The organism is Pseudomonas sp. URIL14HWK12:I6 (assembly GCF_000514195.1).
Lineage (GTDB): Bacteria > Pseudomonadota > Gammaproteobacteria > Pseudomonadales > Pseudomonadaceae > Aquipseudomonas > Aquipseudomonas putida_A.
The window spans coordinates 1-21353 of record NZ_AZVL01000018.1 but is presented as its reverse complement, the minus strand read 5'-3'; the positions used below and the strand labels follow the sequence as shown (position 1 = coordinate 21353).

The window sequence follows — 21353 nt, the reverse complement described above, 5'->3', positions numbered from 1 at the left end:
AGGCGAAGGTTCAGTGGCGATGCTCGCGGGTCACGCCGGCATCGAACTGCGCGACGATCTGTTTCCAGCCTGCGGCGGACAGCGCGGCGTCAGTCAGTTCGGTGGGCGTCTGCAGCTCGGCGGCGCGGTTGAGCCAGATGTCCGGCGCGGCAGTGGCGTCGGCGCTCAGTAGCATCACGAACGAACCGGCGACGGCGGGCGACTGGCTGTGGCCGAAATAGGCGCGGTCCGCCAGTAACTGCCAGGCATGGCCACCACGGCTGACCGAGCTGGCGTCCTGAGCGAACGGGGCGAAACCTTCTTCAGCCAGGGTCTGTGGTGTCGGCAGGCTTTGCTGTTCTGCACGCAGCAGGCGGATTTCATCGAGGGTCACCCGCAGGTCGGCGTAGATGCCTTGCTCGGCAGCGCTGAGGTCGCGCCGCGCATCGAGCTGATGGCTGGCGACCGGTTCCGGTTCATGGGACACCCCGCGCCATGCCACCACTGATCCGGCGACGGCAAGGATCAGCAAACACAACAGCAGAACGTTAAGGGTTTCATGCCCGGCACCGGCCGGGCGGACGACTTGCGTGGTGGGCGTGCTCATGGGGCCTCGATGTCGGCTTGGTCGATTTCCACGACGTGGCCGGGGCCGGCGTCGAACAGCACATAAAACTCGGCCGCCGGTTTCTTGAACGTCACGGTCGAATCGGCGCCGAGCTTGCCCGGCAGCAGAATGGTTTCGTCGTAACCGATCACATCGAGGGTCACCCCCGGCGCGCCGCTGCCGTCGGAGAAGCCGCCGGTGCATTTGATCTGCTCGGCATCGACGGCCTTGCATTCGCACATCGGGTTATGGGCCAGGGCGCCGGTGCTGAAACCTGCGCACAGCATCAGCAACGCGGCGCGCAACCGCAGGCGGGAAGGGCGTGGAACGCGGTTCATGGTTTGGCTCCTTGTTGGTTCAGCCAGGCGAGGGTGGCGGGGGAGGCCTGGCTCAGGGGAATCGAGGCCTGATGCATGCTGCCGTCCCAGCCTTCCATGGTGATCCACAGTTCGGCATCGGCTTTGGTTTTTTCCGCCACCGGCAATTGCGCGCCCATGCGATACGGCGTGCCAAAGAAAATCACCCCGGCGGCGCGCAGGCTGCGCGGTTTGCCGATGCGCAGGTAGGTGGCCTTGACCTGTTCGACACAGGCATCGCAGAGGGCGGCATTGAAGTCCTTCATGTAACCTGCGGGGCCGCTCAGGCGCGGTGCTTCGTTACGCAGTTCGGCCAGGCGCAGGCTCCACGGGCCGACCTGGATTTCGCCGACCTCATGCTCACCGAGGCCGACGTCACCGCGAAACAGCGCGGCATCGGCGAAATACTTGGGCATGAAGCCCAACGGAATCAGCAGCAACAGGGCGTTCAGATGAAAACGCCATTTGTGCCAGAAGCGGCGCAGGGCGGACGGTTGGGCAGTGCGATTGGACGGGCTCACAGGCTGACCTCCGCCGGTTCACGGCTGACGCGGGGGCTGCGGGCCTTTTTATTTTCGCGCTTGAGGGCGTTGGCGGTGGCCAGCGCGGTGCGCTTGGTCCAGATCAACAGGCCGCTGAGGACCATCATGCTCAGCAGCAGGCCGAAGAAGAACCAGATCAGTTTGATCCACAGACCGCCGAAATCACCGGTGTGCAGCGGGCGCATCGACTCGGTGACGAACTCCAGCGAGGAACGGTCGGTCAGCAGTCGCGTGGCGGCCATCTCACCGTTGTACGGGTTGAGCGTGGCGGTCTGGAACATCAGCGGATACCAGCCGCGACCGCCAAGGCTCAGGTGGCTGTAGGCATTGCCCGGCAGGCTGACGAAGCTGACTTCCAGCCCGGGGATGTGCTGTTCGGCGATCTGTACCGCGCGATCGAGGCTGATCCGTGGGGGAGGACTGGCGTCGCTCGACATCGGTACGCTTTCCCGAGACATGGCGGGAATGATCGGTTCGCTGCTGATGGACACCTGGTTGTCGGCCAGAATGGCCTGGATCAAAAACCAGGTGCCGGTGATCGAGATCACCGCGATGAACCAGATCGACCAGATGCCGCTCAGTCGATGGAAGTCGCCCCAGAAGATCCGCGCACCGTGACGAAAACGCAGGGTGGGTTTGAAGAAACCTTTCCAGAAGCGCTTGTACACCACCAGCCCGGTCACCAGCGAAGCGAGCATTGGCAGACCGAGGAACGACACCAGGTACCAGCCCCAGCTGAAACCGTTGGTGAACGGCACCAGCCACCAGCCGTGCAGGGCGCGGGTGAACGCCTTGAAGTTGAAGTCCGGCGCCGGGCCCTGGATCACCCCGGTGTATGGGTTGACGTAGACCGTCTGCGAGCGGCCGTCGGGGTAGCTGACTTCGACGTCGAGGGCGAAGTGCGATTCGTCGGGGCGGCTGATGCTTTCCACCAGCGTCTGCGGTTCGGCCTGTTTGATCGCGGCCAGCACCTGATCGTAACTGAGCCGCGGCGCGTCGTCCGACGGCTGACTGGCGCGCATCTGCGGGTTGGCCAGCCAGACGATTTCCTGGCTGACCACCGCCAGCGTGCCGGTGACACACACGATCAGGACAAAAAACCAGATCGGCAGCGCGAGCCAGCTATGCACCAGGAACCACAGTTTGGAACGGGATTTCTTCGACATGATTGCGCGTCTTGATTTCGATGAAAGGGCACGCGGCTACGGGCTTCGCAGCGCGGGTGTCCGCAAAAGGCGCGGTCGTGGCTGTTGCCTGTGCGAACGGCCTGCATCTCTATAGGACGGATGAGCCGGACAAATCCCGAAAAGTGATATGAAAGCAAATGTTTCGCAATTCCCCCCCTGTGGGAGCGGGCTTGCTCGCGAAAGCGGTAGATCATTCAACATTGAGGTCGACTGACACGACGCCTTCGCGAGCAAGCCCGCTCCCACAGGGGCGTTCGGTGATCAGCCGATCAAACACGATTCATGAATGCCGCTCTCACTGCCTGGCAATTGATGCGGTCAAGGCGCTCCCTATGATGGAAATCACTCGATTCCCCTAGTGAGCCCCGTGATGAGCCCCAGAACCCTCTACGACAAACACATCGATTCGCACACCGTGTGCCGCCTCGACGATCAGGGCCATGTGCTGTTGTACATCGATCGCCAAGTGATCAACGAATACACCAGCCCGCAGGCGTTCAGCGGTCTGCGTGCTGCCGGGCGCAAGGTCTGGCGGCCGGGTACGGCGTTGGCGGTGGTCGATCACGTCAACCCGACCACCCCCAAACGGGTGGCGGCGATGCCTGATGCCGGCGGTGCGCGGCAGGTGTCGTATCTGGCGGAGAACTGCCGGGACTTCGGCATCGAACTGCTGGACATTCTCGATAAACGTCAGGGCATCGAGCATGTGATCGCCCCGGAGCAGGGCTTCATTCTGCCGGGCATGGTCATCGCTGCCGGTGACAGCCACACCACCACGTACGGTGCGCTGGGGGCGTTCGGATTTGGCATTGGCACCTCGGAAATCGAGCACTTGCTGGCCTCGCAGACGCTGGTCTACAAACGCCTGAAAAGCCTGCGCGTGACGGTGGATGGCGAGTTGGCGCCGGGGCTGACGTCGAAGGACGTGATCATGGCGCTGATCGGCCGCATCGGTGCATCGGGCGCCACTGGCTATGCGATCGAGTTCTGCGGTTCGACCATTGATGCGCTGAGCGTCGAGGCGCGGATGACCATTTGCAACATGGCGGTAGAAGCCGGTGCACGCGGTGCGTTCATGGCGCCGGACGAAAAAGTCTTTGCTTATCTCAACGGCAAACCCCGCGCACCACAAGGCGTACTGTGGGCGCGGGGCGTGGGAAAGTGGCGTGAACTGCGCAGCGATCCCGGCGCGGTGTTTGACCGCGAAATCCACCTCGACGCCAGCAAGCTGGAACCGATGGTTACCTGGGGCACCAGCCCGGATCAGGCGGCGCCGATCGGTGCGCAAGTGCCGGATCCGCAAAGTATCGACGATCCGATCCTGCGTCAGGACATGCGCCGCGCCCTTCAATACATGGGCCTGGAGCCGGGAATGGCGCTGCGCGATATCGTCATCAGTCACGCTTTTATCGGCTCCTGCACCAACGCGCGGATCGAGGATTTGCGTGACGCTGCCGGCGTCGTGCGTGGGCGACGGGTGGCCGGGCATGTGCGGGCGATGATCGTGCCCGGCTCCAGCGCAGTGCGTGCTCAGGCTGAAGCGGAAGGGCTGGCGCAGATCTTTATCGACGCCGGGTTTGAATGGCGTCAGTCCGGCTGCTCGATGTGCCTGGCGATGAACGATGACGTACTTGCGCCCGGTGACCGTTGCGCCTCCAGCACCAATCGCAATTTCGAAGGCCGCCAGGGCGCGGGGGCGCGCACGCACCTGATGAGCCCGGCCATGGTCGCCGCTGCGGCGATCAACGGCCACCTCACCGACATCCGCCACTTTGGAGAACGCCCATGAGCCTGCAACCCTTCACGCAAGTCAGCGGCCGGGCCGCGCCGCTGCTCGCGGCCAACGTCGATACTGACGTGATCATGCCCAAGCAGTTTCTCAAGGGTATCGACCGTCAGGGGCTGGATCGTGGGTTGTTTTTTGATCTGCGCTTTCTTGCCGACGGCACGCCCAACCCGGAATTCGTGTTGAACCAACCGGCCTGGCAGGGCGCGAACTTTCTGGTGGTCGGGCCGAATTTCGGTTGCGGTTCCAGCCGCGAACACGCGGTGTGGGGGTTGCAGCAAATGGGCATTCGCGCGCTGATCGGCAGCCGTTTTGCCGGGATCTTCTACGACAACTGCCAGCGCAACGGGGTGTTGCTGATTACCCTGGACGAGGCACAGGTGCAGCGCATTGGCCGGTTGGTGAGTCAGCCTGAAACAGCACTGATCAATGTGGATCTTGAGGCGCAGCAGATACGTCTGGCGGACGGTGAAGTCATCGATTTCCAGATTGACGGCTTGCGCAAGACCGCACTGTTGCTGGGGCTGGATGCGATAGGCAGTACCTTGCAGCGGCGTGAGCAGATCGAGGCGTTCGAGCGCGAACATCTGGCCGCCAACCCATGGCTGACCTGACACCCCTTTTACCCTGTGGGAGCGAGCCTGCTCGCGAAGGCGTCGTCTCAGCCAGCACTCAATTGTCTGACCCGACGCTTTCGCGAGCAGGCTCGCTCCCACAGGAGGCTGTGTTTACAGTGACAGTGCTTTGAAATGCCCCTGCAAAAACTCCACACACGCCCGCAGCTTTCCGGAGTTGGCCAGCCGCGTCGGGTACACCGCCCAGACATTGGCGCTCTGGCTGTAGTCGGCCAGCACCGGCAGCAGTCGGCCCTGTTCCAGCAACGGTTTCACATCCCACAATGAACGCAGCAGCACGCCGCGTCCGTCGAGCGCCCATTGCAGGACGATCTCGCCGTTGTTGGAAGACAGCGGCCCACTGACCCGCACGCTTTCCTGCGTGCCGTCGCGATCCAGATGCCAGACGCCGAAAGCGTTGTCGCGCTCCTTGATCACCAGGCAGTCATGTTGTTGCAGATCGTCCAGAGTCTGCGGTGTGCCGCGGCGCTCAAGGTATGCGGGCGCAGCGCATAGCACACGGCGGTTGCTCACCAGTTGCCGGCCGATGTGCTGGCCGGGCAGGTCGTCGCCGACGCGGATTTCCAGATCGAAGCCTTCGTTGACGATGTCCACCGCGCGGTCGAACAGGTCCAGGCGAATCTGCAACTGCGGGTGAAGCTCGGCCAGCCGCGAAACCGCAGGCGCCACATGGTTGCGACCGAAGCCGAAACTGCTGCAGATGTGCAAACGCCCGCGTGGACTGTCGTGGGCGTCGGCGAGATCGTCATGCAGTTGTTGAAAATCATCGAGGATGCGCAAGGCCCAGCGCTGCACCCGCTCGCCGTCCTCGGTCAGCGACACGCGACGACTGGTGCGATGCAGCAGGCGGGTGCCGAGGGTCGATTCGAGAATCTGGATGCGTTTGCTGACGTAGGCCGGGGACAGGCCCAGTTCATCCGCAGCGGCGGCAAAACCGTTCTTGCGGATAACGGTCAGCAGCACGCGCAGGTCTTCGGGCAGGGGCACGGGGTCTTGGTTCTGGGACATGTGGGAACGAGCATTGGCGGCACAAGCCGCCAGCATAGCATCGGCGGTACAGGGCTCGATTCAGCGTAGGAAATCCAGCGCTTCGGCGAGCAACAGTTCGGGCACTTCTTCGGCCAGATAATGCCCGGCCGGCAGCGCCTTGCCACTGACGTTGGTCGCCACAAGCTGCCATTCCTTGAGCGGGTCAAAGCAGCGCCCGACTGTGCCTTGCGCACCCCACAGCACCCGCAGCGGCAGGTCAAGATGATGCCCGGCAGCGATGTCGGCCCGGTCATGTTCCAGGTCGATGCTGGCGCTGGCGCGGTAGTCCTCGCAAATGCCTCGGGCGCTGCCGGGACGTTGCAGGCAACGCAGGTATTCGCTGAACGCTGGCTCGGTGAACGGCGCGAGTCCGGCGCTGCGGCTGCCCATCACGCTGCGCAGATAGGCTGCGGGATCGGCCTCGATCAGGGTTTCCGGCAACGGCGCCGGGCGGATCAGGAAGAACCAGTGCCAATAGGCGCGGGCGAACGCTTCGTTGGTCTGTGTGTACATCGCCAGGGTCGGGGCGATGTCCAGCAGCATCATCCGCTGCACCGCCGCGCGGTGGTCGAGGGCCAGGCGATGGCCGACCCGGGCGCCACGGTCGTGGGCCAGAATCGAAAACTGTTCGAAGCCCAGCGCCTGCATCAACTCGAGGTTGTCCCTGGCCATTTCGCGTTTTGAGTAATGGCGGTGTTGTTCATCGGCAGCCGGTCGGGCGCTGTCGCCGTAGCCGCGCAGGTCGGCGGCGACCACGGTGAAATGCTCCGCCAACTGCTCGGCAATCTTGTGCCAGATCACGTGGGTCTGCGGGTGTCCGTGCAACAGCAACAGCCCCGGGCCGCTGCCACCGAGGCGATAGGCGATGTCGACGCCGTTGACGTGGCGCTGGTCTTTGACGAATCCGGCAAACATCGGGCTGATCCTTGTTCAGGTGCGGGTGGAATGCATCCTGAAAGTGTTCGGCATTCGGGGCAAGGGTTGAAGCGTGGTGTGGTGGTTCATGAAGTGTGATCTATCCGCATTGGCCTCATCGCGAGCAGGCTCACTCCTACAGTTGAAATGCGTTCCAATTGTAGGAGTGAGCCTGCTCGCGATAGGGCCAGCCAAAACCCTGAAAATCTCAACCCTGACTGAACATCTCCATCGCCCGCTGCTTGATCTGCTCCTCGGTCAGATCCTCCTTGCGCGTCGCCAGAAACCACAGGTGACCATAGGGATCCTTCAGCGTCCCGCTGCGATCACCATAAAACTGATCCTTGACCTCCGACACCGCTTTCGCCCCGGCATCCAGCGCCCGTTGAAAGGACTTGTCGACATCGGTGACATACAGATGCAGACCGACCGACACGGCATTGTCCGGACCACTCAACGGCCCTTGATCGCACGGCGTTCCGAGCATGATCGCGCTGTCGCCAATGCGCAGCTCGGCGTGGCCGATGCGCCCGTCGGGCATGTCCAGGCGCATGACCTGCGTGGCGCCAAAGGCTTTCTTGTAGAAATCGATGGCTTCGGCAGCCTTGAGGATGCCGAGGTACGGGGTAATGCTGTGATACCCCTCGGGAATGGGTTTGACGCTCATGACGTTCTCCCTGTTTTTGTTTTGCGAGGTATGGCTCCACCGGATTTGTGGAAGATTCACTATAGAACTGTCTGCGCGGCCAGGATTTTTCCCCGACGAGCAGTCAGTCCAGAAAGTGCGCCCCCGGCCCCTGATCACCGAGCACATCGCCCTGATTGCGCAACGGGCAGGCTTCCATCGACAGGCAACCGCAACCGATGCAACCGGTGAGGCGGTCGCGCAACAAGGTCAGTTGATTGATCCGCTCGTCCAGTTCGCGGCGCCATTGTTCGGACAGGACTTTCCAGTCTGCTGCTGTCGGAGCGCGGTCGTCGGGGAGTCTCTTCAGCGCCTCGCCAATCTCCGCCAGCGGAATGCCCAGACGCTGCGCGACCTTGATCAACGCCACCCGGCGCAAGACCGCCCGTGGGTAACGGCGCTGATTGCCGGCATTGCGCTGGCTGGTGATCAGGCCTTTGGCTTCATAAAAATGCAGGGCAGTGACCGCGACTCCGCTGCGCGCGGCGACTTCGCCCACGGTGAGCTGTTTGTGCAGGTTTTCCTGGGTGATCATTTTGCAAAAGGACTCTTGACCTTGACTTAACTAGAGGTTTTACCCTGCAGGCCTTCGAGTCGCAAGACTCGGCTTACGATGAGTGGGGACTTCTCATGCAAACCTCAGCGAAAAATCGCAGTTTTACCCAATTGATCGAATTCGAGATCGAGCCGCGCCAGCAACCGGCATTGGTCTGTGCGCTGGCGCAGCAGAGCGAACATCTGGCGCAGCGCTACGCAGGCTTTGTCAGCGCCAGCGTCCAGGTCAGCGACGACGGCCGGCGGGTGCTGAGCCTGCTGCAGTGGCAGAGCCGCGAGGCCGGGGAGGCGGCGTTCTGTAGCTTTGAAAGCGGCGAGCATGATTTCTGGCAGTTGATCCGCGCCCATCAGGCGAGAACCGTGACCTTCAATTCATTCCAGGTGTTGAGCAGCATCGCCCGCAGTCATGACGATGCGCTGCATTGCAACCTGGTCGGCTAGATCGATAACTGGATCAGGCGCTCGCCGCGCAGGTTTTCCGTGAGTCGCCGCTTGTTCACCGCCAGTTCGCCGATCTTGATCAGCCGCGTGCGGGTGACGTTACGGCTCAGACCGAGCAGCGCGGCGGTGTGCACCTGGTTGTAATGGCAGAAGCGATAGGCGGCGCGCAGCAGGGCGTCTTCGACCTTTTCGTGGAGGGCGCCGGCCTGTTGTTCGAAGAGTTTTTGAAAGGCCCGCTCCAGCAACGCTTCCGGTGAATCGTCGGTGCTCGACTGCTGATCGTCCGGGCGCTCGATGCGCAGGTTCGACAGGCGCAGATCGTCGCGCTCGATCACACCGTTGCGGCAGATCAACAGGGTGTGATGGATGACATTTTCCAGTTCGCGGATGTTCCCCGGCCAACTGTAGCTGCGCAGTTTCTGTTCGGCACCGGAGCTGATGCTGACCCGTCCGTAACCCAGGCGCTGGCTGTAGGCCTCGATGAAATGTCGGGTCAGCGGCAGAATATCGCCGGGCCGCTCGCGCAACGGGCTGAGTTCCAGATTGACCACGTTCAACCGGTAGAACAGGTCTTCGCGGAAGTTGCCGGCATTGATCGCTTTCTCCAGTTGCACGTTGGTCGCGGCCAGCACGCGCACATCGATCGGAATGCTCTTGCGCGAGCCGAGGCGCACCACTTCGCGCTCCTGCAACACCCGCAGCAACTTGACCTGAATCGCCATCGGCAAATCGCCGATTTCGTCGAGGAACAAGGTGCCGCCATCCGCCTCTTCGAACCACCCGGCCTTGGCGCTGAGGGCGCCAGTGAAGGCGCCTTTTTCATGGCCGAACAGCTCGGCTTCCACCAGCGATTCGGAGAACGCACCGCAGTTGACCGCGACAAACGGCCGATGCCGGCGGTGGCTCAGATTGTGGATGTGCCGCGCCACCAGCTCTTTGCCGGTGCCGGTCTCGCCGATGATCAGCACGCTGGCTTCGCTCGGCGCGACCTGCTGCAGATGCGCCAGCAGGGCCTGGGACTTGGGGTCTTCGAAGACCTGTGCGGTGGCACGGATCGACGTCGCCAGAGCGGGTGAGGGCGGAAGGGTCAGCAGTTGCATGGGGCTCGCTCCATTAAAGGCAGGATCAGGAATAGAACGTTGGCACCGGCAGCGCCTGATTCAGCGCCCAGTCGCCCAACTCGTGAAGTTTGTAATCGAGGGGGTCGTGCAGGGTCTGCGTGCGCAGGTTGCGCCAGTGCCGATCGAGACGCAGCGAAGCGTGGGTCGAGCGCGCGCCAGTGACTTCGAACAAACGGCTGCAAATATCCAGCCCCTGACGACTGGCGGCGACCTTGGCGGTGGCAATCGCTGTGGCCAGATGTCCGCGCTCTTCTGCGGTCAGGTTCGGGCCTTGGGCCCAGGCCTCGTCGAGCAGCGCGGCGGCCCGTTCGACCAGCAGGCGGATGCCTTCCAGCGCCACCCAGAACTCGCCGTAATGCGCGAGTACGTACGGGTCTTCACGCACATTGCGGGCGGCGGATTTGTGCCAGAGCCGGGTTTCGCTCAGGGTGTATTGCCGCGCTTCCTCAAAGGCACCTTCGGCGATGCCGAGAAACATGTGGGTGAAGGTCAGTTGCGCGATCAGCGGACGCAGGCAGGCGAACGGTGTGCTCAACGGGCCGGGATCGAGCAGCAGTTCGGATTCCTCGACCCGCACCCGTTCGAACGTAGCGCTGCCGCTGTCGGTCTGGCGCTGGCCGATGTTGTTCCAGTCGTCGTGCAGGGTGATGCCGCTGCGACCGCTGGGGATCGCCGCGATCAGCAACTTGCCGCCGGCACTTTCGTCGACGGCCGAAGCGATCAGCATCTGCGAATCGCTGGCGCCGGAGCAGAAGCTTTTCTTCCCGGAAAACTCGCGCCAACCGCCGAAGTCCTTGACCACGGTGCGGGTGTCGAGCGGGTTGAGGGCGTTGCCCCAGAACCAGTTCTGCCGCGCGGTCTGTTCGAACCACGGCTGCCATTGTTCGGGCCGCGAGAACAGGCGCACGGTGGCGAGCATCAGGTGATGAAAGCCGAAGACGTGGGCGATGGAACTGTCGACCTTGGCGAACTCGCGCACGATCTGCAGGGTTTCGCTCCATGTCGCGCCGAGGCCGCCGTAGCGGGTGGGAATGCTCAGGGCCAGCAGGCCGCTGTCGCGCAGGGCATCGCGTTCGGCCTTCGGCGTACCGCCGCGTTCGTCACGCTCGACGGCGGTGACGGCGAATTCGGCGGCCAGTTGGCGCGCGGTCTGCAGCGGGGAGAGCAGGGTGCTTTGTGGTTTGGCGGTCACGCGGTGTTCCTCATCAAATCGACGCGATTCTCTGTAGGAGTGAGCCTGCTCGCGATGTGGTCAGCACAGTCGACATCACCGTCGCAGACACACCGCTTTCGCGAGCAGGCTCACTCCTACAGGGGGCGTTTTAGGCCTTGGCTTGGGTGGGCAACACATCGTTGGCAATCATTTCGCCAAACGGCCCGGTCAGGTTGGTCACGCCGCGTCCGGCCAGGCTTGCATACGGCTCGGGCAGCAGCGGGAACACCAGTTCGGCAAAGCGGTAGGCCTCTTCCAGATGCGGATAGCCGGAGAAGATAAAACTCTCGATACCGAGGTCGGCGTACTCCTTGATCCGCGCGGCCACTTGCTGCGGATCGCCCACCAGCGCGGTACCGGCGCCGCCGCGTACCAGACCGACGCCGGCCCACAGGTTGGGGGCGATTTCCAGGTTGTCGCGACGCCCGTCGTGCAACGCCGCCATGCGCCGCTGGCCTTCGGAGTCGAAGCGCGAGAAGGATTTCTGCGCGGCTTCGATGGTCTCGTCGCTGATGTGCTCGATCAGTTTGTCCGCAGCTTTCCACGCCTCTTCGGCGGTCTCGCGAACGATGACGTGCAGGCGAATACCGAACTTCACCTTGCGTCCATGGCGAGCGGCACGTTCACGTACATCGGCGAGTTTTTCGGCAACGGCGGCGGGCGGTTCGCCCCAGGTCAGGTACACGTCGACTTGCTCGGCAGCGAGGTCATGCGCCGCGTCGGACGAGCCGCCGAAATACAGCGGCGGATACGGTTTCTGCACTGGCGGATAAAGGGCTTTGGCGTTCTGTACTTTCAGGTGTTTGCCTTCGAAATCCACCGATTCGCCTTGCAACACCCGGCGCCAGATCCTGAGGAATTCGTCGGTGACTTCGTAGCGTTCGCTGTGGCTCAGGAAGCTGCCGTCGCCACGGTTTTCGTCGGGGTCGCCGCCGGTCACCACGTTGATCAGCAGACGACCGTTGGACAGTCGATCGAGCGTCGCCGCCATGCGCGCCGAAACGGTGGGCGAAATGATCCCCGGGCGGATCGCTACCAGATAACGCAGGCGTTCGGTCAACGGCACCAGCGCCGAGGCGATCACCCACGAGTCTTCGCAGGAGCGCCCGGTGGGAATCAGCACGCCGTGATAGCCGAGGCTGTCGGCGGCTTGCGCCACTTGTTTCAGATAATTCAGGGTGACCGGGCGCGCGCCTTGGGTGGTGCCCAGGTAATGGCCGTCGCCGTGGGTCGGCAGGAACCAGAAAACATCCATGCACAGCTCCTTACGCGATTTTCAGCAACGGTTTGATTTGTGTGCCGAACAGCGGCGCGGCGCGTTCGGCGGCCAGACGGATCCGCGCTTTCAGCGGTTCGCTGGTGATCTGGTAGTCAGCGAAATCGGCTTCGGTGGCGTAGACCCCGATCGGCAGGGTCACCGCCTGGAAGAAACTGAACAGCGGCCGCAACTGATGATCGAGCACCAGCGCATGGCGCTCGCTGCCGCCGGTGGCGGCAAGCAGCACTGGAGTGTCGATCAGCGCGTTGAGGTCAATCAGGTCGAACAGATGCTTGAGCAGGCCCGGGTAGGAACCGCGATACACCGGCGCGGCGACGATCAGCAGATCGGCCTGTTCGATGGCTTGCAGTTCGGCTTCGACCTCGGCGCTCAGCTCCTGACGCGACAGGGCAGCACCCAACGGCCGGGCGATATCACCGAGTTCGATCAGATGACTCTCGACCGGCAAGTGTTCGGCCAGTTCGGCCAACAGCGCTTGGGTCAGCACCAGCGTGCGCGATGGACGCCAGGTGCCGCCGGAGAGGGCGACGACTTTCAGGGGACGCGACATGATCAGTTCCTTTTTATCAACAGTTGCTCAGCGAGCAGTGAGTAAGTGCCAAGGTTTGAGCAAGCGCTGTACCAATTCCTGAGAGCCCCGGTTTACTTGGGCCTTAGCGCTCTGGCGTGAGTCGGTTGTGCAGATATCAGGCGGGTTTGCTGATCTGCTGTTGCCTGGGCAACAGTTGCTGGAGCAACAGTTGTTCGCCGTGTGCAGGGATTTATAGCGGCTGCTGGTTATTCCGTAAAAGAACGTTAATCGATATTTATAGATCGTTAAGAGATATGAGGGCGTTGAAGCTGAAATCTTGATAGCCACTATTGAGAGCGTTGATTTTTGCCCGGAGAGGCGCGGGCGTAGCCTTTGTCCATCGACTACCACCGCTCGCCAGGACGCTCCCCATGAATCGTTTACTGACTGTTTCGCTGCTGCTCGCTGTCTCCGTACTCGCCGGTTGCGCGAGCCACGTTTCCCCCGAACAACGGCCGTACACCGCCGAAGAAACCCGCGAACTGGCGATGGAAGCGCTGAACCGCAGCGGCTTGTCTTTCGACGAATATCACGCGAAGAAAGCCGCACTGCTGGGCGAGTCGCCATTCGACAAGAAAGCTGAAATGAGCGCCGGTCGAGCCATACAGCTGCACGGTCGTCCAAGTTAATCGAAAACTGTACTGCTCGAATTTTCGCGTAACTGTCCGTGGGTTTGCGCGCTGCCGTGCGATAGGGTCAACACCTGAATGACCCTGACGGATTGCCCCATGACCCTCTCGCTTGATCTGCTGTTGGGCTTTGCCCTGTTTGCCCTTGTCACCTCGATTACACCGGGGCCGAACAACACCATGTTGCTGGCGTCGGGCGTGAACTTCGGCTTCAACCGCACCATTCCTCACATGCTCGGCATCACCTGCGGCTTCTTCGTATTGGTGGTCGCCGTGGGTTTCGGCCTGGGCGCGGTATTCCAGACTTACCCGATTCTCTACACCGTGCTGCGCTATCTCGGCGCTGCATATCTGTTGTACCTGGCGTGGAAAATCGCCCATTCGGGGCCGGTGGGTGAGGGCGTGGAAGGCGAGGCCAAACCGATCAGCTATCTGGGTGCCGCCGCGTTTCAGTGGGTCAATCCCAAGGCCTGGATCATGGCCATCGGCGCCATCAGCACCTACACGCCGATGCAGGGTTACTTCACCAACGTGGTGGTGATCGCCGCCGTGTTCGCCATCATCAACCTGCCCAGCGTCGGCGTCTGGGCAGCGTGCGGCACGCTGCTGCGTAACGTGCTGAAGGACCCGCGCTGGTTGCGCGTGTTCAACTGGGGCATGGCGGCGCTGTTGGTGATTTCGCTGTACCCGTTACTTCTCGAAAGCTTTCACTGACGCATTGCTTCAACCGCCGGCCCGATGCCTGTTAAGCTCGGCTTCAGGAGCGTTCCTACGCACTTTTAAATGAAGTTGTTCTTCTTTAACGGCATCCGATCAGGTATTGATGACGGTCTCGAACCCAGGCGCAGCTCACAAGGCTGCGCTGTGCCGTTTGCAGACACGAGCCTCCTGATCCCGGAACACGCTCTGCGAGTCTTTTATGAATAAACGTCCGTTGTATTTCGATTACGCCGCCACCACCCCGGTGGACGAGCGGGTCATCCAGGTGATGATCGATTGTCTGGGTTTTCACGGTAACTTCGGCAACCCGGCGTCCAGCTCCCATGCCTTCGGCCAGCAGGCCCGGCACACGGTCGAGCAGGCCCGTCGGCAAGTCGCCGAACTGGTCGGCGCCGAGGCCACGCAGATCGTCTGGACTTCCGGCGCCACCGAGTCCAACAACCTCGCCCTCAAGGGCGTGGCCCAGGCGCGCGGCGTTGCCGGCGGCCACATCATTACCAGTCAGATCGAACACAAAGCCATTCTCGATACCGCCCGGCAATTGCAGGATGCCGGCGTCGCGGTGACCTATCTGGTACCAGACGCCGAAGGCCTGATCACCCCGCAGGCAGTCAGCGAAGCCATGCGCGACGACACCTTTCTGGTGTCGCTGATGCTGGTCAACAACGAACTCGGCACCCTCAATGACATCCCGGCCATCGGTGAAGTCGTGCGCGGCCGTGGCGCGTTGTTTCATGTCGATGCTGCGCAGGGCGCCGGCAAAGTGGCGATTGATCTGCAGCAGTGGCCAGTGGACTTGATGTCGTTTTCGGCGCACAAGCTTTACGGTCCCAAGGGGATCGGCGCGTTGTATGTCGGCCCGCGCGCGCAGCAGCGTTTGCAGGCGCAGATTCATGGCGGCGGCCACGAAGGCGGACTGCGCTCCGGGACTCTGGCGACGCATCAGATCGCCGGCATGGGCGTGGCATTCGCCTTGGCGGCTGCCGAATTCGATGCCGAGAAAAAGTCCATCGTGGCGCTGCGTGAACGGCTGCTCGAACAGTTGCTGAGTCTGCCAGGCGTACGTCTCAACGGCAGCGCCAGCCAGCGCATCGCGCACACGTTGAGCCTGACCTTCAGCGAAGGTGAATTCAACAGTGCGGCCTTGAGCCAGTCGATCGCCTTTTCCGCGACCTCGGCCTGCAACTCGGCGAGCAACACGCCTTCTCACGTGCTGCTGGCACTGGGGCACGACGCCCGGCTGGCCGGTCGCACCATTCGCCTGAGTCTCGGCCGTTTCACCACCGCCGATGATGTCGATCAGGCGGCAGCACTGATCAAAGGCGCCTGCGCCAGTGCCCCGGCATTCTGGGCGACAGGGCTTTAACCAGCCGGTTTTCACGGCTACGAACAATAACGATGAAGTGATTGGCAGGAGACATGATGAGTACCCAGACTTTGACCGAAGGAACGGTTCCCCAGCGCCTGGCGCACACCCGTGAATTAATGCGCCGTGAAGGCATTCATGCGTTGCTGGTGCCATCGGCCGACCCGCATCTGTCGGAATACCTGCCGGGTTATTGGCAGGGGCGGCAATGGCTGTCGGGCTTCCATGGTTCGGTCGGCACTTTGATCGTGACTGCTGATTTCGCCGGGGTCTGGGCCGACAGTCGCTATTGGGAACAGGCGACCAAGGAACTCAAGGGCAGCGGCATCGAACTGGTCAAGCTGCAACCGGGTCAGCTGAGCCCGCTGGACTGGCTGGCCGAGCAGACCCCGGAAGGTGGCGTAGTCGCGGTCGACGGTGCGGTGATGGCCGTAGCTTCAGCGCGCACCCTGAGCAGCAAGCTCGAAGCGCGTGGCGCGCGTCTGCGCACTGACATCGACCTGTTGAATGAAGTCTGGGCGGATCGCCCGAGCCTGCCGAACGCGCCGATCTATCAGCATCTGCCACCGCAAGCGACGGTCAGCCGTGGCGAAAAACTCGCCAAACTGCGCGAGACCCTGCAGGCACGTGGCGCCGATTGGCACTTCATCGCCACCCTCGATGACATCGCCTGGCTGTTCAACCTGCGCGGCGGCGACGTGTCGTTCAACCCGGTGTTTGTTTCTTTTGCGTTGATCAATCAACAGCAGGCCACGCTGTTTGTGGCCTTGAGCAAAGTCGATGCCGAGCTGCGTGCAGTGCTGGAACAGGACGGCGTGACTCTGCGCGATTACCGCGAGGTCGCCGACGCCTTGCGCGCCGTACCGGGTGGTGCGAGCCTGCTGGTGGATCCGGCGCGGGTGACCAGCGGTTTGCTGGATAACCTCGACAGCGCGGTGAAACTGGTCGAAGGCTTGAACCCGACCACCCTCGCCAAATCGCAGAAGAGCGAGGCCGATGCACAGCACATTCGCAAGGCCATGGAACAGGATGGCGCGGCGTTGTGCGAATTCTTCGCCTGGCTGGAATCGGCCTGGGGCCGTGAACGCATCACCGAACTGACCATCGACGAAAAACTCACCGCTGCCCGCGAGCGCCGTCCGGATTACGTGTCGTTGAGCTTCAACACGATTGCCGCGTTTAACGCCAATGGCGCGATGCCGCACTATCACGCCACCGAAGAAGAACACGCGGTGATCGAGGGTGACGGCTTGCTGCTGATCGACTCGGGAGGCCAATACCTCGGTGGTACTACCGACATCACTCGAATGGTGCCGGTCGGTACCCCGACGGCTGAGCAGAAGCGTGACTGCACGCGTGTGCTCAAAGGCGTGATTGCCCTGTCGCGGGCGCAGTTCCCGAAAGGCATTCTCTCGCCGTTGCTCGATGCCATCGCCCGCGCACCGATCTGGGCGGAAAACGTGGATTACGGTCACGGCACCGGTCATGGGGTCGGCTATTTCCTCAACGTGCACGAAGGCCCGCAGGTGATCGCCTATCAGGCAGCACCGGCACCGCAAACGGCGATGCAACCGGGGATGATCACCTCGATTGAACCGGGCACCTATCGTCCGGGTCGTTGGGGCGTGCGCATCGAGAACCTGGCGATGAACCGCGAGGCGGGGAGCAGCGAGTTCGGTGATTTCCTCAAGTTTGAAACCTTGACCCTCTGCCCGATCGACACGCGCTGCCTGGAGCCGTCCTTGCTCACGCAGGAAGAAAAGGAGTGGTTCAACGCCTACCATGCTGAAGTGCGTGAGCGTCTGAGTCCGTTGCTCGATGGGGCCGCGCTGGAGTGGCTGAACACGCGCACAGCGGCGATTTGAATGGCTGAAACCCGGGCGCTGTTGGCAGCGTCCGGGTTCTGAGGTTTTTCTAAGCCTGACGCAGGGCCTCTTCGACGAAGTCGAGGCGGTCCTGTCCAAAGAACATCTGGTTGCCGATAAACATGCTCGGCGCGCCAAACACCCCGCGTTTAATGGCTGTTTCAGTGTTGTCCTTCAGGGCTGCCTTGACTGTCTCGTCGTTGGTCAGGGCCAGGACTTCATTGGGGTCGAATTCATGTTCGCTCAATACCGCAGCGACAGTTGCCGGCTCATCGAGAGCGCGTCCCTCCACCCACAATGCCTTGAACAGACAATCGATAAATGCGTGAAAGCGTTCCGGTTGGTGCAGTTGTATGCCAGTGACGGCACGCATCAGCATCAGCGTGTTGATCGGAAAATGCGGATTGAATTTCAGCGGCACGCCGTAACGTTTGGCGTAGCGATCCAGATCCTGAAACATGTAGCGGCCCTTCGCCGGAATCATTGCCGGCGATGCGTTGCCAGTCGCCTTGAACACGCCGCCCAGCAGCATCGGGATATAGATCAGCTCGCTTTGAGTTGCGGCACATATTTTCGGTAATTGGGTGTAAGCCAGGTAGGTGGCAGGGCTGCCGAGGTCGAAATAGAACTCCACGGTTTTCGTCATCTTCGCTGCTCTCTGATTATTGTTATGGAGGAGGCGGGGCTTACCAGCGTTCGTTCCACGGGCGCAGATCCAGCTCGAAGGTCCAGGCATCCCGTGGCTGACTGTGCAGATACCAATAGTTTTCGGCGATGTGTTCGGGATTGAGAATACCGTCCTGATCCTTGGTCGCGTACTTCTCGGGGAAACTGTTGCGAATGAAGTCGGTATCGATCGCGCCATCGACCACTATATGGGCGACGTGGATATTCATCGGCCCCAACTCGCGCGCCATGCTTTGCGCCAGTGCACGGATACCATGTTTGGCGCCGGCAAACGCGGCAAATCCGGAAGCACCGCGCAGCCCGGCGGTGGCGCCAGTGAACAGAATGGTGCCGCGTTGGCGGGTGACCATGCGCTTGGCCACTTCGCGGGCATTGAGGAAACCGGAGAAACAGGCCATTTCCCAGATCTTGAAATACTTGCGCGCAGTTTCTTCGAGAATGCTGCAAGGCACGTTGGCACCAATGTTGAAGACAAACGCCTCGATCGGGCCGAGGCGGGTTTCAATCTCTTCAATCAACGCAATCACGTCTTCTTCCTTGCGCGCATCGCAGGCAAAACCGTGTGCTTCGCCACCCTCGGCCTGAATCGCCTCGACCAGCGGCTGCAATTTGTCGGCGCTGCGCCGGGTGACGCAAGCGATAAAACCTTCTCTGGCAAAGCGTTTGGCAATCGCTCCGCCAGTGGCATCGCCCGCACCCACCACCAACACGACCTTCTTGTTATTCATGGGTAGATCCCTTTAGTAAACGATCGTTAAGTGAACGAACGTTATGCTAGGATCCGGACAACGTCAAGGCGGTCGATCAAGAGGGCAAGCACATGCGGTATTCCGCCGGTCATAAGCTGGAAACCCGAGAAAAGCTGCTGAACAGCAGCGCGCTGTCAGCCAAGCGTTCGGGCTTTTCCACAGTCGGTGTCGATGGTTTGATGAAGGCTATCGGCCTCAGTGGCGCAGCGTTTTATAGCCACTTTTCGTCGAAAAACGAGCTGTTCACGGCGATCGTCGAGCGTGAACTGTGTCAGAGCCTGGAGCGACTGGGAGGGCAGGGGGCGCAGGATCGTGAGCGGCTGGAACGCTGTCTGAAACAGTACCTGAGCATGGCTCACGTGGAGCAGCCTGAATCGGGCTGCGCCTTGCCGACACTGGGTGCGGAAATTGCCCGTTCAGATGATCAGGTTCGCGAGCAGGCAGAGTTGTGGATTTGTCGGTTGCACGCCAGTTGGGCGCAGATTCTGGAAAGCGACAGCCTGGCGTGGGCGATTCTGTCGCAATGCGTCGGAGCGTTGGTAGTGGCGCGGATGCTGGTGACGCCGGAGATTCAACGGACGGTTTTGAAATCCAGTCATGAGGAAATCGGGCGTCAGCTGGCTGCTCGACAAGGCGAGCAGCCAGCATGATTCATTTGCAGATGACGATCATGCTGCGGCTGGTATAACCGGCCGGATTAAGACCGAACGGGTAATCGCCGGGTTCTTCCACGGCGTCCCCTGATTTGGCGATGACTTTGTAGCCCTTTGGGGCGCAGGCATTGGCGGCGCTGGTGTAGCACTTGTCCCAAGAGGACGACAGCCCGGAACAGTTGATGTGCAGCCCTTTTTTACCGTGCTTCACTTGGGTCTTGGAAGTGGCTGCGCACCCCGCTACTGCCAATACAGCGATCAGTATCAAAATTCGTTTCATTACCGTCCTTATGGTAGCCACGAGTCTGGCGCTCGGGTCTGCCTGTATTCGCCTGCGCTTTAAGCGGTTCGATATCCCTGTCCGAAAAAATCCATGCCTGGCACTGAGTTAAGGGGCCTAAACATGGCCTAAATGAACGCCAATTGCCAGACCTTCGTCAAATCCTGTTTCAATCTGCCGCTACAACGGGTTTGGCGCTACTGCCCATGGTCATGGTTGCCCCGACGGAAGCCAGAATAATGCACAGGATCGCCATCCATTGTGACAGCGTGAGGTACTCCTGCAGGAATAGCAGCCCGGACAACGCGCCAAAGGCCGGTTCGATGCTCATCAACGTCCCAAAGGTGCGGGCTGGTATGCGGGTGAGGGCGACCATCTCCAGCGTGTAGGGCAAAGCAGTCGAGAGGATGGCGACGCCGATGGCCACCGGGATCAGCGACGGGGTGAGCAATGCCGCGCCGGCATGCACGATGCCGATCGGGGCGACAAACAGTGCGGCAATCATCACGCCCAGCGCCGCGGTCGTCACGCCGTTGTCGGCGCCAGCCTTTTGGCCGAACAGAATGTACAGCGCCCAGCACACGCCGGCCCCCAAGGCGTAACCGGCGCCCATTAGATCAATCCCCGTGGATGTCGCTCCTGTCGGGATCAACAGCAGCAGGCCAACTGCCGCCAGAGCAATCCAGAGAAAGTCGATAGCGCGGCGGGAGGCGTAGATGGCGACGGCCAACGGACCCGTGAATTCAAGCGCGACTGCAATTCCAAGTGGCACGGTGCGCAATGACATATAGAAGAGGAAGTTCATCCCGCCCAGCGCCATTCCGTAAACGATCACCGTGCGCAGGGACTGAGCTGTCAGCCTTGCGCGCCAAGGGCGCAATAACAACAGCATGATCACGCTGGCGAAGACCAGGCGCAGAGTGGTCGTTCCTTGAGCGCCAACCACCGGGAACATGCTCTTGGCCAGAGAGGCGCCAGACTGAATGGATGCCATGGCTATTAATAAGAGGCCAACCGGGAACAGCATTGAGGCCAGAGAGCGAGGTTGGTCAGTCATTGCAAGGCATCATCCGAAGGTGAGAACAGGGTGTTGTTTTAAGTGTTGGGCAATATACTGCGCATTCGCTGACGTTGCATCTATATATAAGCAGGCTTTTTCGGTGCATTGATAGAAAACTGAAATTAACGGTTGACGGCAGATTCAGGAAGTCTATAATTCGCCCCACTTCCGGCGCAGTCGAAACGTAAAACTCCTTGAGATTCAATGAGTTACGCAGTTTTCGGCAGCGGCTTGCTTCAGTTCATCGAAGCCTGGAAGGAGTTGAAAGAGCGGTGATGTTTGGCTCTTTTGACGGTTCGATCTTCTCGGTCGAAAGCGGAGAAAAAGAGGTGTTGACAGCAGCGTGTAACGCTGTAGAATTCGCCTCCCGCTAACGAGAGATCGGAAGCGCAAGTGGTTGAAGTTGTTGAAGAATTCTTCGAAAACTTCTGAAAATAATCACT

At 61.3% G+C, this 21353-nt stretch carries 24 protein-coding genes and 1 pseudogene; 8 read left to right on the top strand and 17 right to left on the bottom strand.

What is annotated here, in order from left to right; translation table 11 throughout:
* Nucleotides 1–10: 10 nt before the first annotated feature.
* The 5 genes and pseudogenes from H043_RS0120355 to H043_RS30765 form a co-directional block, all read right to left on the bottom strand.
* On the bottom strand, nucleotides 11–586 hold the full coding sequence (locus H043_RS0120355) for a DUF6162 family protein (protein ID WP_027613390.1): 576 nt from the start codon (nucleotides 584–586) through the stop codon (nucleotides 11–13).
* Nucleotides 583–924 carry a hypothetical protein gene (locus H043_RS0120350; RefSeq protein WP_027613389.1) on the bottom strand — a complete coding sequence of 114 codons (342 nt, stop codon included), beginning with the start codon at nucleotides 922–924 and terminating at the stop codon, nucleotides 583–585. The genes H043_RS0120355 and H043_RS0120350 overlap by 4 nt, the downstream gene beginning before the upstream one ends.
* Complete coding sequence (locus H043_RS0120345; RefSeq protein WP_027613388.1) at nucleotides 921–1463, bottom strand: hypothetical protein; 543 nt, start codon at nucleotides 1461–1463, stop codon at nucleotides 921–923. The genes H043_RS0120350 and H043_RS0120345 overlap by 4 nt, the downstream gene beginning before the upstream one ends.
* Entirely contained in the window at nucleotides 1460–2650 is a 1191-nt protein-coding gene (locus H043_RS0120340) for a PepSY domain-containing protein (protein WP_027613387.1), read from the bottom strand. Before H043_RS0120340 ends, H043_RS0120345 begins: the two co-directional genes overlap by 4 nt.
* 177 nt (nucleotides 2651–2827) lie before the next feature.
* Nucleotides 2828–2917, bottom strand: a pseudogene (locus H043_RS30765) (DUF4381 domain-containing protein); the annotation flags it as partial.
* A gap of 124 nt (nucleotides 2918–3041) precedes the next feature.
* Between H043_RS30765 and leuC the strand changes: the two are divergent.
* Nucleotides 3042–4460 (top strand): 3-isopropylmalate dehydratase large subunit, encoded by a 1419-nt coding sequence (leuC, locus tag H043_RS0120335; RefSeq protein WP_049827919.1) that lies wholly within the window; start codon nucleotides 3042–3044, stop codon nucleotides 4458–4460.
* The gene (gene leuD / locus H043_RS0120330) at nucleotides 4457–5071 is read left to right on the top strand and encodes a 3-isopropylmalate dehydratase small subunit (RefSeq protein ID WP_027613385.1); all 615 of its coding nucleotides are present in this window, start codon (nucleotides 4457–4459) and stop codon (nucleotides 5069–5071) included. Before leuC ends, leuD begins: the two co-directional genes overlap by 4 nt.
* 114 nt (nucleotides 5072–5185) lie before the next feature.
* Here leuD and H043_RS0120325 read toward each other — a convergent pair whose 3' ends face one another.
* From H043_RS0120325 to soxR, 4 genes are all read right to left on the bottom strand, one after another.
* Nucleotides 5186–6136 (bottom strand): LysR substrate-binding domain-containing protein, encoded by a 951-nt coding sequence (locus H043_RS0120325; RefSeq protein ID WP_049827918.1) that lies wholly within the window; start codon nucleotides 6134–6136, stop codon nucleotides 5186–5188.
* A gap of 24 nt (nucleotides 6137–6160) precedes the next feature.
* Nucleotides 6161–7036, bottom strand: a complete 876-nt coding sequence (locus tag H043_RS0120320; RefSeq protein ID WP_027613383.1) for an alpha/beta fold hydrolase — start codon at nucleotides 7034–7036, stop codon at nucleotides 6161–6163.
* A gap of 208 nt (nucleotides 7037–7244) precedes the next feature.
* The gene (locus H043_RS0120315; protein ID WP_027613382.1) at nucleotides 7245–7703 is read right to left on the bottom strand and encodes a VOC family protein; all 459 of its coding nucleotides are present in this window, start codon (nucleotides 7701–7703) and stop codon (nucleotides 7245–7247) included.
* A 103-nt stretch (nucleotides 7704–7806) separates the two neighbouring features.
* Complete coding sequence (gene soxR / locus H043_RS0120310; RefSeq protein WP_027613381.1) at nucleotides 7807–8256, bottom strand: redox-sensitive transcriptional activator SoxR; 450 nt, start codon at nucleotides 8254–8256, stop codon at nucleotides 7807–7809.
* A gap of 95 nt (nucleotides 8257–8351) precedes the next feature.
* Between soxR and H043_RS0120305 the strand changes: the two genes are divergently transcribed.
* Nucleotides 8352–8717: an antibiotic biosynthesis monooxygenase gene (locus H043_RS0120305; protein WP_027613380.1), complete on the top strand. Its 366-nt coding sequence runs from the start codon at nucleotides 8352–8354 to the stop codon at nucleotides 8715–8717.
* Here H043_RS0120305 and H043_RS0120300 read toward each other — a convergent pair.
* The 4 genes from H043_RS0120300 to msuE all read right to left on the bottom strand — a co-directional run bounded on the left by H043_RS0120300 (nucleotide 8714) and on the right by msuE (nucleotide 12880).
* Entirely contained in the window at nucleotides 8714–9817 is a 1104-nt protein-coding gene (locus H043_RS0120300) for a sigma-54-dependent Fis family transcriptional regulator (RefSeq protein WP_027613379.1), read from the bottom strand. The genes H043_RS0120305 and H043_RS0120300 overlap by 4 nt on opposite strands.
* A gap of 25 nt (nucleotides 9818–9842) precedes the next feature.
* Nucleotides 9843–11030: an acyl-CoA dehydrogenase family protein gene (locus H043_RS0120295; RefSeq protein ID WP_027613378.1), complete on the bottom strand. Its 1188-nt coding sequence runs from the start codon at nucleotides 11028–11030 to the stop codon at nucleotides 9843–9845.
* Nucleotides 11031–11160: 130 nt separating this feature from the next.
* Complete coding sequence (gene ssuD / locus H043_RS0120290; protein WP_007965452.1) at nucleotides 11161–12306, bottom strand: FMNH2-dependent alkanesulfonate monooxygenase; 1146 nt, start codon at nucleotides 12304–12306, stop codon at nucleotides 11161–11163.
* A 10-nt stretch (nucleotides 12307–12316) separates the two neighbouring features.
* Nucleotides 12317–12880, bottom strand: a complete 564-nt coding sequence (msuE, locus tag H043_RS0120285; protein ID WP_027613377.1) for an FMN reductase — start codon at nucleotides 12878–12880, stop codon at nucleotides 12317–12319.
* A gap of 392 nt (nucleotides 12881–13272) precedes the next feature.
* On the opposite strand from msuE, the gene H043_RS0120280 reads away from it, so the two are divergent.
* From H043_RS0120280 to H043_RS0120265, 4 genes are all read left to right on the top strand, one after another.
* Nucleotides 13273–13530 carry a hypothetical protein gene (locus tag H043_RS0120280; protein ID WP_027613376.1) on the top strand — a complete coding sequence of 86 codons (258 nt, stop codon included), beginning with the start codon at nucleotides 13273–13275 and terminating at the stop codon, nucleotides 13528–13530.
* Nucleotides 13531–13629: 99 nt separating this feature from the next.
* On the top strand, nucleotides 13630–14244 hold the full coding sequence (locus H043_RS0120275) for a LysE family translocator (RefSeq protein ID WP_003226640.1): 615 nt from the start codon (nucleotides 13630–13632) through the stop codon (nucleotides 14242–14244).
* Nucleotides 14245–14449: 205 nt separating this feature from the next.
* On the top strand, nucleotides 14450–15616 hold the full coding sequence (locus H043_RS0120270; RefSeq protein ID WP_027613375.1) for an aminotransferase class V-fold PLP-dependent enzyme: 1167 nt from the start codon (nucleotides 14450–14452) through the stop codon (nucleotides 15614–15616).
* Nucleotides 15617–15672: 56 nt separating this feature from the next.
* The gene (locus tag H043_RS0120265) at nucleotides 15673–17481 is read left to right on the top strand and encodes an aminopeptidase P family protein (protein ID WP_027613374.1); all 1809 of its coding nucleotides are present in this window, start codon (nucleotides 15673–15675) and stop codon (nucleotides 17479–17481) included.
* A gap of 49 nt (nucleotides 17482–17530) precedes the next feature.
* Here H043_RS0120265 and H043_RS0120260 read toward each other — a convergent pair whose 3' ends face one another.
* Together H043_RS0120260 and H043_RS0120255 are read right to left on the bottom strand one after the other, a co-directional pair.
* Entirely contained in the window at nucleotides 17531–18127 is a 597-nt protein-coding gene (locus H043_RS0120260; protein ID WP_027613373.1) for a 2-hydroxychromene-2-carboxylate isomerase, read from the bottom strand.
* 40 nt (nucleotides 18128–18167) lie between these two features.
* On the bottom strand, nucleotides 18168–18896 hold the full coding sequence (locus H043_RS0120255) for an SDR family oxidoreductase (protein ID WP_027613372.1): 729 nt from the start codon (nucleotides 18894–18896) through the stop codon (nucleotides 18168–18170).
* Nucleotides 18897–18988: 92 nt separating this feature from the next.
* On the opposite strand from H043_RS0120255, the gene H043_RS0120250 reads away from it, so the two are divergent.
* A complete protein-coding gene (locus tag H043_RS0120250; protein WP_027613371.1) occupies nucleotides 18989–19567 on the top strand; it encodes a TetR/AcrR family transcriptional regulator in 579 nt (192 codons plus the stop codon).
* 1 nt (nucleotide 19568) lies between these two features.
* On the opposite strand, the gene H043_RS0120245 is transcribed toward H043_RS0120250, so the two are convergent.
* Nucleotides 19569–19850, bottom strand: a complete 282-nt coding sequence (locus H043_RS0120245) for a hypothetical protein (protein ID WP_007965435.1) — start codon at nucleotides 19848–19850, stop codon at nucleotides 19569–19571.
* A 169-nt stretch (nucleotides 19851–20019) separates the two neighbouring features.
* Entirely contained in the window at nucleotides 20020–20907 is an 888-nt protein-coding gene (gene rhtA / locus H043_RS0120240; RefSeq protein ID WP_027613370.1) for a threonine/homoserine exporter RhtA, read from the bottom strand.
* Nucleotides 20908–21353: the final 446 nt, after the last annotated feature.

What these genes read in the sequence shown, in the direction of transcription:
- H043_RS0120355 (WP_027613390.1), bottom strand. Translation starts at nt 586, where the DNA reads ATGAGCACGCCCACCACGCAAGTCGTCCGCCCGGCCGGTGCCGGGCAT.
- H043_RS0120350 (WP_027613389.1), bottom strand. Translation starts at nt 924, where the DNA reads ATGAACCGCGTTCCACGCCCTTCCCGCCTGCGGTTGCGCGCCGCGTTG.
- H043_RS0120340 (WP_027613387.1), bottom strand. Translation starts at nt 2,650, where the DNA reads ATGTCGAAGAAATCCCGTTCCAAACTGTGGTTCCTGGTGCATAGCTGG.
- leuC (WP_049827919.1), top strand. Translation starts at nt 3,042, where the DNA reads ATGAGCCCCAGAACCCTCTACGACAAACACATCGATTCGCACACCGTG.
- leuD (WP_027613385.1), top strand. Translation starts at nt 4,457, where the DNA reads ATGAGCCTGCAACCCTTCACGCAAGTCAGCGGCCGGGCCGCGCCGCTG.
- H043_RS0120325 (WP_049827918.1), bottom strand. Translation starts at nt 6,136, where the DNA reads ATGCTGGCGGCTTGTGCCGCCAATGCTCGTTCCCACATGTCCCAGAAC.
- H043_RS0120320 (WP_027613383.1), bottom strand. Translation starts at nt 7,036, where the DNA reads ATGTTTGCCGGATTCGTCAAAGACCAGCGCCACGTCAACGGCGTCGAC.
- H043_RS0120315 (WP_027613382.1), bottom strand. Translation starts at nt 7,703, where the DNA reads ATGAGCGTCAAACCCATTCCCGAGGGGTATCACAGCATTACCCCGTAC.
- soxR (WP_027613381.1), bottom strand. Translation starts at nt 8,256, where the DNA reads ATGATCACCCAGGAAAACCTGCACAAACAGCTCACCGTGGGCGAAGTC.
- H043_RS0120305 (WP_027613380.1), top strand. Translation starts at nt 8,352, where the DNA reads ATGCAAACCTCAGCGAAAAATCGCAGTTTTACCCAATTGATCGAATTC.
- H043_RS0120300 (WP_027613379.1), bottom strand. Translation starts at nt 9,817, where the DNA reads ATGCAACTGCTGACCCTTCCGCCCTCACCCGCTCTGGCGACGTCGATC.
- ssuD (WP_007965452.1), bottom strand. Translation starts at nt 12,306, where the DNA reads ATGGATGTTTTCTGGTTCCTGCCGACCCACGGCGACGGCCATTACCTG.
- msuE (WP_027613377.1), bottom strand. Translation starts at nt 12,880, where the DNA reads ATGTCGCGTCCCCTGAAAGTCGTCGCCCTCTCCGGCGGCACCTGGCGT.
- H043_RS0120280 (WP_027613376.1), top strand. Translation starts at nt 13,273, where the DNA reads ATGAATCGTTTACTGACTGTTTCGCTGCTGCTCGCTGTCTCCGTACTC.
- H043_RS0120275 (WP_003226640.1), top strand. Translation starts at nt 13,630, where the DNA reads ATGACCCTCTCGCTTGATCTGCTGTTGGGCTTTGCCCTGTTTGCCCTT.
- H043_RS0120270 (WP_027613375.1), top strand. Translation starts at nt 14,450, where the DNA reads ATGAATAAACGTCCGTTGTATTTCGATTACGCCGCCACCACCCCGGTG.
- H043_RS0120265 (WP_027613374.1), top strand. Translation starts at nt 15,673, where the DNA reads ATGAGTACCCAGACTTTGACCGAAGGAACGGTTCCCCAGCGCCTGGCG.
- H043_RS0120260 (WP_027613373.1), bottom strand. Translation starts at nt 18,127, where the DNA reads ATGACGAAAACCGTGGAGTTCTATTTCGACCTCGGCAGCCCTGCCACC.
- H043_RS0120255 (WP_027613372.1), bottom strand. Translation starts at nt 18,896, where the DNA reads ATGAATAACAAGAAGGTCGTGTTGGTGGTGGGTGCGGGCGATGCCACT.
- H043_RS0120250 (WP_027613371.1), top strand. Translation starts at nt 18,989, where the DNA reads ATGCGGTATTCCGCCGGTCATAAGCTGGAAACCCGAGAAAAGCTGCTG.
- H043_RS0120245 (WP_007965435.1), bottom strand. Translation starts at nt 19,850, where the DNA reads ATGAAACGAATTTTGATACTGATCGCTGTATTGGCAGTAGCGGGGTGC.
- rhtA (WP_027613370.1), bottom strand. Translation starts at nt 20,907, where the DNA reads ATGACTGACCAACCTCGCTCTCTGGCCTCAATGCTGTTCCCGGTTGGC.